This window comes from Intrasporangium mesophilum (assembly GCF_054783095.1).
Genome location: NZ_BAAGRF010000029.1, coordinates 106,984 through 122,492 on the forward strand (window position 1 = coordinate 106,984; position 15,509 = coordinate 122,492).

General features: G+C 69.9%; 13 protein-coding genes. 7 read left to right on the forward strand and 6 right to left on the reverse strand.

Features of this window, described 5'->3' with window-relative positions; genetic code table 11:
- Positions 1–40 precede the first annotated feature (40 nt).
- On the forward strand, positions 41–718 hold the full coding sequence (locus ACYVLP_RS20405; protein ID WP_460629148.1) for a VOC family protein: 678 nt from the start codon (positions 41–43) through the stop codon (positions 716–718).
- A 155-nt stretch (positions 719–873) separates the two neighbouring features.
- On the opposite strand, the gene ACYVLP_RS20410 is transcribed toward ACYVLP_RS20405, so the two are convergent.
- From ACYVLP_RS20410 to ACYVLP_RS20420, 3 genes are all read right to left on the reverse strand, one after another.
- A complete protein-coding gene (locus tag ACYVLP_RS20410) occupies positions 874–1,458 on the reverse strand; it encodes a DoxX family protein (protein WP_460629149.1) in 585 nt (194 codons plus the stop codon).
- Between the two features lie 126 nt (positions 1,459–1,584).
- A complete protein-coding gene (locus ACYVLP_RS20415; protein ID WP_460629150.1) occupies positions 1,585–2,820 on the reverse strand; it encodes an McrC family protein in 1,236 nt (411 codons plus the stop codon).
- 31 nt (positions 2,821–2,851) lie between these two features.
- Positions 2,852–5,668, reverse strand: a complete 2,817-nt coding sequence (locus ACYVLP_RS20420; RefSeq protein WP_460629151.1) for an McrB family protein — start codon at positions 5,666–5,668, stop codon at positions 2,852–2,854.
- Between the two features lie 345 nt (positions 5,669–6,013).
- Between ACYVLP_RS20420 and ACYVLP_RS20425 the strand changes: the two genes are divergently transcribed.
- Positions 6,014–6,670, forward strand: coding sequence for a DUF6318 family protein (locus ACYVLP_RS20425; RefSeq protein WP_460629152.1), 657 nt, complete (start codon positions 6,014–6,016; stop codon positions 6,668–6,670).
- 179 nt (positions 6,671–6,849) lie between these two features.
- Positions 6,850–7,596 carry a hypothetical protein gene (locus tag ACYVLP_RS20430; RefSeq protein WP_460629153.1) on the forward strand — a complete coding sequence of 249 codons (747 nt, stop codon included), beginning with the start codon at positions 6,850–6,852 and terminating at the stop codon, positions 7,594–7,596.
- Between the two features lie 53 nt (positions 7,597–7,649).
- On the opposite strand, the gene arfC is transcribed toward ACYVLP_RS20430, so the two are convergent.
- The 3 genes from arfC to ACYVLP_RS20445 form a co-directional block, all read right to left on the reverse strand.
- Entirely contained in the window at positions 7,650–8,237 is a 588-nt protein-coding gene (arfC, locus tag ACYVLP_RS20435) for a channel accessory protein ArfC (RefSeq protein WP_460629154.1), read from the reverse strand.
- On the reverse strand, positions 8,234–8,512 hold the full coding sequence (locus tag ACYVLP_RS20440) for a hypothetical protein (protein WP_460629155.1): 279 nt from the start codon (positions 8,510–8,512) through the stop codon (positions 8,234–8,236). The genes arfC and ACYVLP_RS20440 overlap by 4 nt, the downstream gene beginning before the upstream one ends.
- Positions 8,513–8,677: 165 nt before the next feature.
- Entirely contained in the window at positions 8,678–9,112 is a 435-nt protein-coding gene (locus ACYVLP_RS20445; RefSeq protein ID WP_460629156.1) for a hypothetical protein, read from the reverse strand.
- A 130-nt stretch (positions 9,113–9,242) separates the two neighbouring features.
- Here ACYVLP_RS20445 and ACYVLP_RS20450 point away from each other — a divergent pair, with 130 nt between their 5' ends.
- The 4 genes from ACYVLP_RS20450 to ACYVLP_RS20465 all read left to right on the forward strand — a co-directional run bounded on the left by ACYVLP_RS20450 (position 9,243) and on the right by ACYVLP_RS20465 (position 15,268).
- Complete coding sequence (locus tag ACYVLP_RS20450) at positions 9,243–10,655, forward strand: amidase (RefSeq protein ID WP_460629157.1); 1,413 nt, start codon at positions 9,243–9,245, stop codon at positions 10,653–10,655.
- Positions 10,656–10,755: 100 nt separating this feature from the next.
- Positions 10,756–13,209: a Tex family protein gene (locus ACYVLP_RS20455; RefSeq protein ID WP_460629158.1), complete on the forward strand. Its 2,454-nt coding sequence runs from the start codon at positions 10,756–10,758 to the stop codon at positions 13,207–13,209.
- A gap of 213 nt (positions 13,210–13,422) precedes the next feature.
- On the forward strand, positions 13,423–13,848 hold the full coding sequence (locus ACYVLP_RS20460) for an SRPBCC domain-containing protein (protein ID WP_460629159.1): 426 nt from the start codon (positions 13,423–13,425) through the stop codon (positions 13,846–13,848).
- A 157-nt stretch (positions 13,849–14,005) separates the two neighbouring features.
- Complete coding sequence (locus tag ACYVLP_RS20465; protein WP_460629160.1) at positions 14,006–15,268, forward strand: DUF6986 family protein; 1,263 nt, start codon at positions 14,006–14,008, stop codon at positions 15,266–15,268.
- Positions 15,269–15,509: the final 241 nt, after the last annotated feature.

Sequence of the window (15,509 nt, forward strand, 5' to 3'; positions counted from 1 at the left end):
GTGGGCGGCCGGCCCGCGGATGGGACGTTACGGTCGGAGAATGCCACTCGCGACGTACAAGGACCTCTGCATCGACGCCGCCGACCCACCTTCGCTGTCGGACTTCTGGGCCCCCCTGCTCGGCTGGGAGTCACACCCCCATGACGACGGCGACGCGTGCCTGCGGGTCGGCGAGCATGTCATGGTGTGGTTCAACAGGGTGCCCGAGCCCAAGACCGTGAAGAACCGGCTGCACATCGACATCAACGCCGAGTCGCTCGAGCCCGCCCTGCGGTCGGGCGCCGTCGTCTTCGACGAGCAGCCGCGATGGACGGTCCTTCAGGACCCCGACGGGCAGGAGTTCTGCGTCTTCGTCCGCGCCGAGCCGGTCACCAACCGCTTCTACGAGCTCGTGTGGGATGTCGCAGGCGAGGTGGACGACGCGCATCGGCTCGCCCTGTGGTGGGGCGGCGTGCTCGGCGCGGATGTCGCTCGAGCAGACGGCTACAGCTACCTCGAGGGCGTGCCGGGCCTCCCCTGCGAGACGATCGTGTTCGGGACGGTACCGGAGGCCAAGACGACGAAGAACCGGATCCACATCGACGTCAGCACCGATGACCTCGCGGGGCTCGTCGCCGCCGGCGCGACGGTGGTGCGCGACAAGGGCGACGGCGGGATCGGCTGGACCGTCCTGGAGGACCCCGAGGGCAACGAGTTCTGCGCGTTCACGCCCGACTGAGCCCCTGGCGGCACCTGCAGCGGATCCGGGCATGCAGGAAGGCGGTCCTCCGAGAGGACCGCCTTCGCTGTGTGCTCGGGCCCGGCCGGCCGGCCGGTCGGTCGGGCCCGTGCGGGGTGGCCGTGGTCAGGGGATCTCGCGGCCACCGGACCCACTCACCTCAGGAAGCCGTTACCGACGTGGCGGCCCCACCACTTCCCGAGGCCCCAGGTGTCGCCTGCGTAGGTCGCGGCGACGACTGCGATGCCGAGGGCCTCAATCCAGTGGCTGTCGACGAGCGGGTTGGTCATGCCCTCTGCACCGAGGGGGAACTCGGCCAGGTACATGAGGGCGAGGAGCAGGGCGCCGGTCCAGGCGGCGATCTTGAGGCCCGCGCCGGTCATCAGCGCGACGCCGATGCCGAGCAGGCCGGCCATGAACAGCCAGTCGGCCCACGGGCCGGCGATGTTCGCGAAGAACTGGCCGAAGGGGCCTTCAGCGTGCTTCATGAAGCCCTGGGCCGGGGTGCCGCCGTTGATCCAGGCCCTGGCCGACGGTGTGGCGTAGCCGAGGCCGAACAGCTTGTCCACGAAGGCCCACAGGAAGGTGAAGCCGAGGACGAGTCGCAGGCCGGCGAGGAAGCGACGGGCCACGCGCGAGCGGACCACCTCTTCCTGGAACGTGACGACGCCCTTGGTCGGGTCGGCGGCAGGGACGTTCGCGCTACCCCGTGTGGGGGTGTCTCGGTGGATGGTGGCCATGGTGCTCAACTCCAGAACTCGATATTGGTTCCGGCAGCTTCTCTGTCGGTACTACAGAGCGTAGTAGTCGACGCAGATCTACTACAACCCGTAGGAGTGTGATCTGTGAGACAGCCCGACCCCGGGTCAGCGGCGCGCGCGGATCAGGGTCGGGATCTCGAACTCCCCTGGCGCGTCGGCAAGCTCGCGCACCAGGTCGGCCAGCGAGTCCAGCGACTTGCGCACAGCGGCATACGACCCGTCGAGGCGGATCGGCCGGCACAGGATGCGGGTGCCGGCGTTGCGGATGACGATCTCGGACTCCGGCGTGCGGTCGCTGTTGCAATGCACGAGCAGGCCTGTGGGCAGGCCCATCGCCGTCGTGTAGGCGACGAGGGACACGTAGTCGCGGGAGGCCAGGTAGCCGTCGGCTCCCATCGAGTAGGTGGCGTCGCCGACGAGGACGACCTCGGTCCCCCGCCGCACGATGAGGTCGGGGGCCATGGTGACCGCGCGGCCCTCGTCGAGCCACACGTCCTCGTCGCTCTCGATGCGCAGCTCGGGCGCCAGCCGGAAGTCCAGCTCCTGCACGATCCAGCGACGGAACAGGTCGTCCATGTCGACCATGAGGCTGTTGGCCTGCTGGTCGCCCGCCTCGTGGCTCAGCGACATGGCCTGAAGCACCATGCGCGACAAGCGGATCGCGTCGGCGTAGTGCTCGTTGAGCCTCGTGATCGGGACCGGGACCTGATGCTTGGTCGCGGGCGTGTCGCTGACACCGTCGAAGCGCCCGAGCAGGCGCAGGGCCTCGCGGCGGACCTCAGGGGCCAGCTGCGGCCAGGCAAGCATGGCCTGCAGGGTGCACCGGAAGAGCTGGTTCTCGGAGATGTCGGAGGTGAAGTCGTCATACCGGCACTGAGGCTCCGCAGCACTCCACGGGCGCCGGGCGAACTCCTCGACGAGAAGGCGGCCCCGGATGGTCTTCATCCGCTCGTCACGGGCGACGTAGCCGTGCACGAGGCCCCGCATCGTCGCGTTGTCGATGAGCCGGATCGCGAAGTAGGCGACGCCGTCGATGAGCTCGTCCGTGTCGCTCCACGTCACTTGCTCGTGCTCGAACGACTCGGGCGACACCCCCGCGCTGAGCATCGCGAAGAAGTTCGTGACCGAGACCCTCGGCATGACCCGCACGACCAGGCCCGGGACCGCGAGGGCACCGACCCAGCTGGTCGCGCCGATCGTCACGACGTCCGGGTCGGCCGTGGCATGGATGATCAGCCGGTCGCCGGCAGCGGCCACGAGCGCGGCGCGCGTCTCGTGGGACAGCCGAACCGCCCCCGAGCGGCCGTGCTCGGGGATCGGGGGCAGCTCGATCGTGCTCATCGCAACGCAACCGGCGAGTCGGCGGCCGGCGTCACGGGCGCGTCAGGTCGAACTGGCCATAGCGGGCACGGACGTTCTCCCAGCGGAACTGCGCCAGCTCGTGCTCCCGGCCGTACAGCTGGTCCTCGATGAACGGGTAGACGTTGTAGTCCCAGATGCGACGCAGCGTCGTCTCGTCGTCGTCGAGGCCCGGTCGCATGAAGTAAGAGTGCCCGATCTGCAGGTGCGGTCCGCGAAGGGCTCGCCGGAGATCCTCGTTGACCCGGTCGACCAGGTCTGCGACCCATACCGGTCCACCGTGCGCTTCCAGCCAGCGGCGCAGCAGGCCCTCCATGGGCCCGTCGTGCGGCATGAACGGCACGAAGTCGAAGCGCCGGCGCAGGGCCGCGTCGACGAGCGCGATCGACCGGTCTGCGGTGTTCATCGTCCCGATGAAGTAGAGGTTCGGGGGCAGCTCGAAGCCCTCGTCCGGGCGGTAGGAGGTCTTCACCGAGTGCGAGCGGTACTCGAGCAGGAACAGCAGCTCGCCGAAGACACGCGGGAGGTTCGCGCGGTTGATCTCGTCGATGATCATGATGTGCGGCGTGAGCGGGTCGGCCTCCGCCGCCTCGGCGAGCAGCGCCAGCGGGCCCTTGCGCAGCTCGTAGACCATCTGGCCCTGGTGGTCGATCTGCGGCCGGAACCCCTCGAAGAAGTCCTCGTAGGAGCTGCTCGGGTGGAACTGGACGATGTCGCGCTTGGCCGGGTCGGGCTGCAGGGCTGCCGCGAACCGCTGCGCGAGGTACGTCTTGCCGGTGCCCGGCGGACCGTAGAAGATGACCTGCTTCTTCTCCTCGAGCAGCGACTTGATCTCGCGCAGGAACTCCTCGCCGATGAGCAGGTCGGACGCGGCGTCACCCAGCGCGTCGTGGTCGGGCATGAGCGCCTTGTCGGAGCGGCGCATGAGCCAGTGAGCCAGCTGAGCCTGGCCCCACGGGTCCTCGGGCAGCAGCGGGTCGAACATCTGGCGCAGCAGCGCGTTCGTCTCGACGTGCATGCGCCCGCGCGACTTGCCCTCGGTCCAGCGCGCCGGGCCGCCGAGGCGGGTCAGCATCGCGACCTTGCCGGAGTCACCACCCAGTGTGAACAGTGGCAGCCAGTGCTCGGGGTGGGCGATGGCGAACAGCTTGAGCACGACGCTCTCGCCGAACCCCTGCACGGGCATGTCGTCGGTGCCGAGGACCCGGTTGATCCGCTCCTCGTCCCGGCCCTCGCCCCAGAGCAGCTCGCGCACCACGAGCCGCAGCTCATCGATGCCCGCGGCGTCGAGGGCGTTGATCGAGCTGATGAGGACCGACTGGGCGCCGATGTCGCCGTAGCCGCGCGTCGACACGATGCGCTTGAACGTGGGCAGGTCGAAGTCCTCGAGACCCTCGCGCGACAGGCACGCCGCGAAGATCCGCCGCTGCTCCTGGTGCCACGCGTCGCGCTCGGTCGGGTACGGCCGCTCGGCGGTGAAGATCTCGAGCTCGGTCTCGAGGTCGATGATCGCCGACAGCTCGAGGCTCGGGTCGTCGGCGCCACCGCGCTGGCTGGAGGTCATGAACCGAAGGAGCGGCGTGAGTGCGCGGGCGGTGGAGATGATGTCGTCGGCGAAGTCCGCCCGGCCGATCGCGGTGTCGCCCTTCCACCAGCGGCCGACGAAGGCCTCGCCCGACGGGTAGTCCCGGCCCACGACCTCGAGGCGGTCGGTGCGGCCGTCGTCGTGCACCTTGATGAAGTTGAGCCCCCGCGGGAGGTGCTGCTGGACGAGCAGGCCCACCTCGCGGTGCTGCTCGTCGGACTCGCCCTCCCAGCCCCCGTGCAGGCCGAACGCGACGCCCGACGGGGTGACCCACAGGCGGAAGCCGGGCGCGCCGGCGCCGCCGACGAGGATCCACGCGGCATACAGGTCGGAGCGGTAGGCCGAGTCCTCGCTGGCGTACTGCTGCAGCGCCAGCGTCGGCGCCTCCAGATAGAGCCCCGTCTCGCTCGAGAGCCGCTCGATGAGGCTGTCGGAGATGTGGTCGGCCTCGCCGCGCAGCTGGCGGGCAAGGTCGCCGGCGCGGTCCTCGCGCTTGCCGCTGGAGTAGCCGGTCGCGGGGCGGAAGTCCGCCGCGATCTCCGCGGCCTCCACGCACATGTCGAGCGCCTTGGGCGCGATGCCCACGAACGCCTCGGTCTCCTTGAAGTACCAGAGGATGCGTGCGGCATAACGCGGGTCCTCGGGGCGCAGCGCTGCGCACAGGTCAGCGAACGCGACGTACCGCTCGGCGTGGCTCAGGCCCCGCTCGAGCCAGCCGAGGCGCTGGAGCGTGTGGGGCGCGTTCTCCCACATCAGCGGCCAGGCGCCCGCGTCGTCTGTCGACCAGAAGAGCGAGAGGACGTATGCCGTCGCCCCCGGGCCGGGGGCCCGCTGGCCCCGCGCGCCGCCACGCGCGAGGAACGCGTCGACCGCCTGGAGCTTGTCCGAGGCGTCCTGCGGCGAGGCGGGCGTCTGGAGGGTGAGCTTGAGCAGGCCCACGACCTCGGCGTAGTCCTCCTCGGCGCGACGCACGAGCGCGGCGAGCCACGGGCCGCCGATCGCTGCGAAGCCGACGTACGGGCCGTCCTTGCGGGCCCAGTGGTTCATCGACTCCTTGAAGGCGAGCAGGTCGTTGGACGCGGTGAGGTCGGCGAGGATCTCTCGCAGCTCGTTGTTGCGCGAGGACCGTTCGGTGTCGAGCTCGGCGAACAGTGCTTGGGCGTCCTTGTCCGCCTCGGCGGCACGCTCGATGAGCGCGTACTTCGCGCGCCAACGCTTGACGTCGACACTGTCGGTGCGTGTCATGGGGCTCCCTCGCAACGCCCATGTGACGGGCGATATAGCTACTGCACGCGTGGAGGTGCGCACAGGACCGCGGAAAAGGTTACCTGCCGGTCGGCGATGATCCGAACTCACGGGTGTGTCGCCCGTGCGGACTTCGGATCCCGTCGTCCGACGCCCCCTGTTTGTCGCGATCCAGTGCCCTGACTCGCGCTGTCAGGTTACTAGGACTGAGGGCAGGGCTGTGGACCAGGTCCGCGGCGTAACGCGGTGATCGGGGAAGATCGTGAGACGTTGGCATCCAGCGACAAATTATCTCATACCATCGCAACCACACGCTTCGCCACGCGAACGAGTCAGGGGACACAGATGCGCGCATCCGGGACCAGCCCAGGCCGGCCACCGAGGAGGTATGCCGTCACCTTCGCCGCGCTCGTGGCGCTGGTCGCGCTTGCCGCGTGCTCCGCATCCGGCCCAGAGAGTCCAACCGGCCCCGTCGGCATCACACGGGTGACCGCCGATGCGACGGCGACAACCACGACCGCAGCCGGGCCGACAAGCCTGGCCTCTGCGGCCGTTCCAGCAGCACGGCCGGCGCCGACGTTTCCCGACGGGCTCCCGACGGCGGCCCGCCAACACAGCGCAGACGGTGCCGAAGCCTTCGTCGAGTACTTCATGGACCAGTGGAACCGCGCCTGGACGATCCCCGACCCTGCGGTCCTGAGACCCCTGTGCGATCTGGCACGGGCGAAGGCCTGCGCAAGTGCCGTCAAAGACGCCGCGGCGTACCTCACGAAGGGCTGGCGATACGACGGCATACCTGGGTCGACGTCGATGGTCCATGCCCTCAACTCCCAAGACGGGCTGCAACGAGTCTTTGCCCGGGTTCAACAGCACACGCGTCACGTCATCGACAAACAGAGGCAGATCCATGAGTCGTACTCGGAGAAGCGACTGAGCTTGATCTACTTTCTCTCCTGGACCAACTCCGGGTGGCTGCTCATCGACATCCGTCCGGTGTCATGACACCAAGCTTGCGAGCGGCGCGGCGAACGATCCTCGTCTTCGTGCTCAGCTGCCTTGCCTGCTTGGTCCCACACCTAGTGTGGGCGGGTGATATCGGAGGGGCGGTCGACAAGGGAGGGGCAAGCGCAACGCTGTCTCTGCATGAGCTCCGGTCTCTCCGAGACGAATACGACACTGCGTTGGCGGACCGCTCCCCTCGATGGACGTACCGCACAGCCATCGCAGCGTGCGACATCGGTGGCCTCGGGTCATCCGGCATCTGTTACCAGGCGGCCGTAGACGCGTGCGCGGGCAACTCCGTGGCCCAGGGCACCGGACCGCTTGTCGACGTCTTCAGAATGTGGGTCGACCCGGCCGGGAAGCCCCTGCGTCCCCCTGCAGGCAACTCGGATCTGGCGGGCTGGATCCACATCGGAACCACCTGTCTTCCTGAGATGGTGCCCGGAGCCGCGACGATGCCGACCGTCGCGATGATCCTGAAGGCATTCCACAACACGGTATGGGCGAAGGCGAGGGTTCGGTCGCAGCCCGAGGGCGATACGACGTTGGTGAACCTCAGGACCTTCTTCCGGGTCCAGTGGGAGGCCGATGGTTACCAACCTGGAGAGGTCGACGTCATAGACCCGGCAACCATGTTCGGGTACCGCGTCGAGATCCGCCCGACTCTGAAGGGCTTCGTCTACTCGTTCGGCGACGGAGAGACCCTCGGTCCCACCGACTCCTCAGGCGGGACCTATCCAGGCGGTGACATCGTCCACACCTACACACGACCGGGCCGGTTCAGCTCCCGAGTCGACGTCACCTTCGGCGGCGAGTTCCGCATCGACAACGGGCAGTGGGTGGCTGTCCCTGACACGGTGACCGTGCGACAGCCGGCTACGCCTGTCACGGTTCGCGAGGCGAGGGCCGTGCTGGTCCAGCGCTGAGAGCCGCCCGGCCGTCGCCGTGGACTCCAGCAGACACCGGTGACGACCCGGGCTCAGCGGACGCCTGCGGGGCCGGGGACAGGTGGATCGTCGTTAGCTGCGGGCGTCGCGGACTCGGTGACGTGCGCTCCGCCGCTCTCTGGCTCGCCTGCAGCGGCCTCGGGATCGTCCCGCTCCGGGGCGCCGAGCTCTGGGCCGAGGTCGCCCACAGTCGGGCCCTCGTCGACGGGCGTCAGCGAAGGATCTGCGCCGGCGCCTGGAGCCGTGACCCCGGCAAGATCGCCGTTCGGTGTCGCCCCCTGGATCGGGGGCACGCCCGTCACCCCGCGGTCGCCGGCATGGAGGTCATGAGGGAAGAGTGCGTCCTCGTCCTGAGAGGTCCGGTCCCATCCCATGCGCGACGAGCTCTCTTGCGTCGTGGCGCCGCCGAAGCCCTCTGCCTCGTCCGTCGCTGCCTCGTCCGTCGCTGCCTCGTCCATCGCCGCCTCGTTGCCCAGCACGTCGGCTCGAGGCGGGCGTTCCCCTGATCCGTTGGCCGTGGCGGACGACAGAGTCACCTGGCGGGTGACTCGCCGCACCGTCAACAGCCAGGTGATCCCGGCGCCGAGCACGATGGCCACGCACATCATCAGCCACCTCATCGCGCGGTCCCATCGCCGGAGGCGACGTCGACATCGGCGAAGGCCTCCGCCTCGCTCCGAGCACCGACCACTCGTGAGGACATCGCGATGGCGATGAGCGTGCCGACGACGAACCCGACGACGCTCCACAGGAACGCGCCCCAGAACCCACCGTCGCCGCGCCCCACGAAGCCGAGGACCACGGTCACGACGACGAGCGCGCCCCACCAGGACCCGCCGATGTCTGCGCGATAACGACGCATGACCGTACGAGCTCTTCGGGTCTGCTCAGCCATCGGGTCTCCCTGTGCCGACACATGGACACCGGGCGGCGGCCATCGCGTCGGACGCTACCCGCGACCGTCGAGCGGTTGGTGGCTTGGAGTCGACGAAGTTGGCCAGACCTCGTCCCACAGGCCTCACGTCCGTGGCTGCCGTCAAGGCGGCGACGTCCGTGCCGGTCAGGCTGCGGCGCGCCCGTCGTCGGGCGGGAGGGTGAACACCTCGCCAGGAGCCGCGACGGCGACCGCGTGCAGCACGAAGCCGGTGCTTCGGCACGCGCCCTCGAAGGCGGCGCGCCGGTCAAGATCACGAGGCGTCGGAACCGCCCGCCCAGGCCGTGCGATCACCATGACGACGTCGTGGACATCCTGCCTTGCCGCCTCCGCCAGAAGCTTCGTCAGGCCCTCGAGCACCTCCACCGGCTCCATCCGGCGGGGCTCGTCGGGCAGGCAGATGGGCTGGAGCAGCCGCTGGTTCTCATGGCACAGCAGGACGTAGGTCGCGCCGTCGGACCGCGACTCCTCGGTGGCGATGAGGTCGACGACCCCTTCGAGGATCTCGGGGTCGGTGATCGGCCGCTGGGCCCAGTCGTTCGGAAGGTCGGCGAATCGCATGAGTCGAGGATGGCGGCGAGCGGTGACAGTCCGGGCGCGTTATCCACACGGGTAGCGTGGGAGACCCGTCATCCCCCACGGGTCCGGTGCCGGGACCAGGCAGGTCGCCGAGTCCGCAGCGACGAGAGGAGTGCCGTTGCCCGACCTCCGCCCCGCCGCTCTCCCCGCCACGGAGCTCCTCGAGCGCTTCGCGGAAGGGTCGCTGTCCCCTGTCGAGGTGGTCAGGGACGTAGCCGACATCGTTACCGCACGCGAGCCCGACCTCAACGCCTTCTGGGTCCACGACCTGCGGGCCGCTGTCGAGGCAGCGGTCGCCAGCGAGCGCCGCTGGCACGACGGCATACCGCGTGGGCTGCTCGACGGCGTTCCGGTCACGGTGAAGGAGAACCTCGCGCGCGCCGGTGTCCCGATGCCGTCCGGCAACGCGGGAGTGACGGCCACCGTCCCGACGCGCAGCAGTCCTGTCGTCGAACGACTCGAGGAGGCGGGCGGCATCATCCTGGGCTCGACCGTCATGCCCGACTGGGGCATGTTGAGCTCCGGGGTCTCGAGCCTGCATGGCATCACCCGTTCACCGTGGGACCCGATGCTCACGACCGGTGGCTCGAGCTCCGGCGCTGGGGCCGCCGCGGCTGCGGGCTACGGGCCCCTGCACGTCGGCACCGACATCGGCGGCTCGATCCGCCTCCCCGGCACCTGGCTCGGGCTGACCACCCTCAAGCCCAGCGCCGGCCGTGTGCCCCTCGAGACCCCCTACCTCGGTCGCGTCGCCGGACCGATCACGAGGTCGGCGCCGGACGCCGCGCTGCTCCTGTCGGTGCTCAGCCGGCCGGATGCCCGCGACTGGACGAGCCTGCCGCCGGAGCACCTCGACCCGGTCCTGCACACCGAGGACCTCGACCCGGCCACGTTGACGGTGGGCCTGCACCTCGACGCCGGGTGCGGACGCCCCGTCGACCCGCAGATCCGGTCTGCGGTCGAGGCCGCGGCGGGGGTCTTCGAGAATGCCGGGGCGACCGTCATGCCGGTCGCGCCGTTCATGCGGCAGGAGTGGCTCGAGGACCTCGACCAGTTCTGGCGGGTCAGATCCCTTGTCGAGCTGGAGTCGCTCGACCCGCAGGCGCGCGAACTCGTGCTGCCCTTCATCCGTAGGTGGGTCGAGGCCGCGCGGGACGTCGACGGCCGTACGGTCCTGCGCGACTACTCGAGCATCATGGCGATCCAGCAGGCGACCACGGCCCGGACCGAGCGGTTCGACATCGTCCTGTCTCCGGTCGCCCCGATGGTCGCCTTTCCCGCCGAGTGGCCGATGCCCTGGGGCGAGGGTGACGAGGCCATGTCGCACATCGGCTTCACCGCCCCATTCAACCTGTCCGGCCAACCCGCAGGCACGACCAACTGCGGCTTCACCGCTGACGGTCGCACGATCGGTCTGCAGGTCTCGGGCCGGCGTTTCGACGACGTCGGCGTGCTCCGGGCGCTCGACTGGTTCGAGCAGCACCGTGACCCTCGCACCACCCCGCGGTGGCCCATCATCGGCTGAGCGCCCGGCCTACGCTGTCCATCCCCGCGGGCCCGCCGGTCGGCCGCAGCAGCGGCCCCGGCAGAATGCGGGTCTCGCGTAGTCGTCGCAAGGAGCAGATGTGGCAGTGCAGTCGATCGAGCACCGGATCGCCGAGGAGCTCGGTGTCCGTGACGGCCAGGTGCGGGCAGCCGTGGGGCTGCTCGACGGAGGGTCGACTGTCCCCTTTGTCGCCCGATACCGCAAAGAGGTCACCGGAGGTCTCGACGACGCTCAGCTGCGCACGCTCGAGGAGCGGCTCGGTTACCTACGCGAGCTCGAGGAACGCCGAGCCAGCGTCCTGTCGTCGATCGACGACCAGGGCAAGCTGACCGACGAGCTGCGCGCCCAGGTGCTCGCGGCCGAGACCAAGGCCCGCCTCGAGGACATCTACCTGCCGTACAAGCCCAAGCGCCGCACCAAGGCCCAGATCGCCCGTGAGGCCGGCCTCGAGCCGCTCGCCGACGCCCTGCTCGCGGACCCGGCCCTGACCCCGGCGGAGGCGGCAGCGGCATACGTCGACGGGGCCACGGGCGTCTCCGACACCGGTGCGGCGCTCGACGGCGCCCGCGCGATCCTCGTCGAACGGTTCGCCGAGGACGCCGACCTCGTCGGCGAGCTGCGCGAGCGGCTCTGGAAGAGCGGCCACCTCGCCGCGACCGTGCGCGACGGCAAGGAGACCGAGGGCGCGAAGTTCGCGGACTACTTCAGCTTCTCCGAGCCCCTGTCCCGTATGCCGTCCCACCGGGTGCTGGCGATGTTCCGCGGCGAGAAGGAGGACGTGCTCACGGTCAGCGTGGACCCGACGCCCGAGCCCGGCGACGCGGCGGCCACGCTGGCACCGACGCCCGGCACCCTCGCGACCACGTACGAGCGGGCCGTCGCTGCCCGGTTCGGGATCGCCGACCAGGGCCGTCCGGCCGACCGGTGGCTCGGCGAGACCGTCCGATGGGCCTGGCGGACCAAGATCCTCGTCCACCTCGGCATCGACGTCCGGATGCGGCTGAGGAAGGCCGCCGAGGACGAGGCGGTGCGAGTGTTCGCCGCCAACCTGCGCGACCTGCTGCTCGCGGCCCCGGCCGGAAGCCGCGCGACCATGGGTCTCGACCCGGGCTTTCGCACCGGCGTCAAGGTGGCGGTCGTCGACGCCACCGGCAAGGTCGTGGCAACCGATGTGATCTACCCGCACGTCCCGCAGAACCAGTGGGACCGCTCCATCGACACCCTGGCGAAGCTCTGTGCCGCCCACTCGGTCGAGCTGGTCGCGATCGGCAACGGCACCGCATCACGCGAGACCGATCGGCTCGCGTCCGACCTCGTCAAGCGCCGCCCCGAGCTTCGTCTCACGACAGCCGTCGTGTCCGAGGCCGGAGCCTCGGTCTACTCGGCGTCCGCGTATGCCTCGGAGGAGCTGCCCGGCCTCGACGTATCGCTGCGCGGGGCGGTCTCCATCGCAAGGCGCCTGCAGGACCCGCTCGCCGAGCTCGTCAAGATCGACCCCAGGTCGATCGGTGTCGGCCAGTACCAGCACGACCTGCCGCAGACCGCCCTGTCACGGTCCCTCGACGCCGTCGTCGAGGACTGTGTGAACGCGGTGGGGGTCGACGTCAACACGGCCTCCGCTCCCCTGCTCACACGGGTCTCGGGCATCACGGCGGGTCTGGCGGACCATATCGTCGCGCACCGGGACGCGAACGGCCCGTTCCGCACCCGTGCCGCGCTCAAGGATGTGCCGCGGCTCGGGGCCAAGGCCTTCGAGCAGGCTGCGGGCTTCCTGCGGATCGCGGACGGCGACGACCCCCTCGACTCCTCGGCGGTGCACCCTGAGGCCTACCCGGTCGTGCGGCGCATTCTCGCTGACACCGGCTTCGAGCTGAAGCAGCTGATCGGCAACACCGTTGCGCTGCAGGCGATCCGGCCGGCCACCTTCGTCGACGAGACCTTCGGGCTACCCACCGTGACCGACATCCTGTCCGAGCTCGACAAGCCGGGCCGTGACCCGCGCCCGGCGTTCCGCACGGCGACCTTTCGGGACGGCGTCGAGGAGCTGAAGGATCTCCGGCCCGGGATGACGCTGGAGGGTGTCGTCACCAACGTCGCTGCCTTCGGCGCCTTCATCGACGTGGGGGTGCACCAGGACGGCCTGGCCCATGTCTCGGCGCTGTCCCGTCGGTTCGTGTCGGACCCGCGGGAGGTCGTCAAGCCCGGCGACGTGGTGACCTGCAAGGTGCTCGCCGTCGACGTCGCCCGCAAGCGGATCTCACTCACGCTGCGCCTCGACGACGAGGTGCCTGGTGCCGCCTCGCCCGACTCGACGGGTGCGACGGGTGCGACGGGTTCGGGCGGGTCGGCTGCGTCGCGGGCCGGCGACCAGGGCACGCGACGAGGCCGCGGCAGCCAGCACGGTGGGCAGCAGGGCGGACGTGGCGGGCAGCAGGAAGGGCAGCAGGGCGGCCAGCGCGGGCGTCGAGGCGATGACGGGCCGTACGACGGCGCGATGGCCGACGCCCTGCGACGAGCCGGCTTCACCGGCTGAGCCGGACTCGAGGTATTCGGATCGAGGTACAGAGTCGCCGCATCGACCGACGTCACACCTCGAACCGAACACCTCGAACGGGACGTTCCAGACGACACGCCGACGGGCGACGGGGTCAGGACATTTGGGCATTGTCATCGGCGCCAACCTTTGGTCGACTGTCTGTGGTGGGTCCGGCCCATCAGGGGCCGGCCGCGTGACCCGGAGGTGCCCATGAGCAGTTCAACGCAGTCGATCCCTGAGGACGCCGAGCTCGAGGGATCACCCGCGGGCGTGCACGCGAGCGTCAGCGTGCCTGCGCCCGTCGACCAGGTCTGGCGGCACCTGGTCAGTCCCGGTGGGACGCAGGCCCTGCTCGGGACCGGCGTGGTGCTCGGGAGCAAGGGTGAGTCGTGGCACAGCGCGGAGGGACCGTGCGGTGTCGTGCGCAGCTACCACCCGCTCGAGCAGATCCGCGTGTCCTGGCATCCGCACGAGGACGGCCCGCTGAGCATCGTCGACCTCCAGCTCAAACCCGACGGGGAGAGCACGCGCGTCGACCTCTACCACGAGGGCCTCGGCATCGCCGAAGACGGCGCGAACGACAAGCACCGCTGGGACGACGCGCTCGGCCGGTTCGCCTCCTCCCTGACGCCCTGACACCGCTGAGGATCTGACGACGGCCTGACGCGGGGCCGTATGCCGTCCGGCGGGTGAAGCGCCCGCCTCCCTGTCCGTGGCATGGCGCGCTCGTTGACTTCCGCATTGCAGAAGTTACTATCCGCAGAACAGAATTTCTGCACAAGGGAGTGCCGCCATGCCTGGGAACGACCAGCCCACCCCGACTCACCAGCGCGATCGTCTGGACATCGGCTCTCTGGCCGACGCCCTCGACGACCTCCTGCTCGAGGCCGACCGCGATCTCGCGTCCCGCTACCCGGGCCTTCGCGCCGGACGGCAGCCGGTTCACACCGTCTACGTCCCGGCCGACCGCCTCGAGCCTGACCTGGTGGCCGCGTGGGGTGCGGCTGCGGCGGAGAGTCTCGACTTCCACGCCGACACGTTCTCCGAGCTGGTCGGTGACCCGGAGATCGAGGAGGCTGTGCGCCGCAAGCTCGCGACCGAGCCCATCGAAGACCTTCGCATCGACTTCGAGGACGGCTACGGCAACCACGCGGACGCCGACGAAGACGCGGCCGTCGACCGCGCCGCGGCCCTGCTGCGCGACTCCCTGGCCGATGGCACGGCCCCACCGTTCACGGGCATCCGGTTCAAGTCGTTCGAGGCGCCGACCCGTCGCCGGGGCCTGCGCACTCTGGCCCGCTTCCTCGAGGCGGTCGCCGAAGACGGTTCTCTCCCAAGCGGGTTCGTGGTCACGCTACCCAAGGTGACGAGCGTCGCACAGGTGGAGGCGATGGTCCACGCCGCCGACCGCCTGGAGCACGACCTCGCCCTCGGCACCCCCATCGGCTTCGAGATCCAGGTCGAGACCCCACAGTCGATCCTCGGTCCCGACGGCACCGCGCTGGTGGCCCGCATGATCCACGTCTCCGCCGGCCGGTGCACGGGCCTGCACTACGGCACGTACGACTACTCCGCCTCCCTCGGCATCGCCGCCGAGTTCCAGGCGATGGACCACCCTGCTGCCGACCACGCCAAGGCCGTCATGCAGGTGGCCGCCGCAGAGACGGGCGTGCGCCTCTCCGACGGGTCCACGAACGTCATCCCCGTCGGCAGCCCGGAGGCCCTCGCCCACGCCTGGGCCCTTCACCACCGGCTGGTCGGGCGGTCCCTGGCACGCGGCTTCTACCAGGGATGGGACCTTCACCCGGCTCAGCTGCCGACGAGGTACGCGGCCGTCTTCGCCTTCTACCGCAAGGGATTCGACGCGGCGGCGACGAGGCTCGGCAACTACGTCGCGCGCCGAGCGTCCGAGTTCATGGACGAGCCGGCGACCGCCCGCGCTCTCGCCGACTTCGTGCTGCGCGGTCTCGACTGCGGCGCCGTCGACCCGGCCCTCGCCATGTCGCGCACCGGACTCTCCCGCGACGAGCTGGCCGCCCTCGCCAGACGCACCTGACGGCACCCTCCCCGAGAGCCGGCGAGACGGCATACGACCCGGGATTCCACTCGACCCGGCTCGGACAGACCGTTGACGCCCGGCGAGCCCAGCCATATCCTTCCGTTATTCGATAACTTAATTCCGCATCTCGGAAACTAGAACACCAGGGCCGAACCCCTCCCCACGCGACCCCGACCACGGCACCCTGATGGGAAGCACCGTCGCGAGCAGAACCGCCACGCATCGACAATGGAGTTGA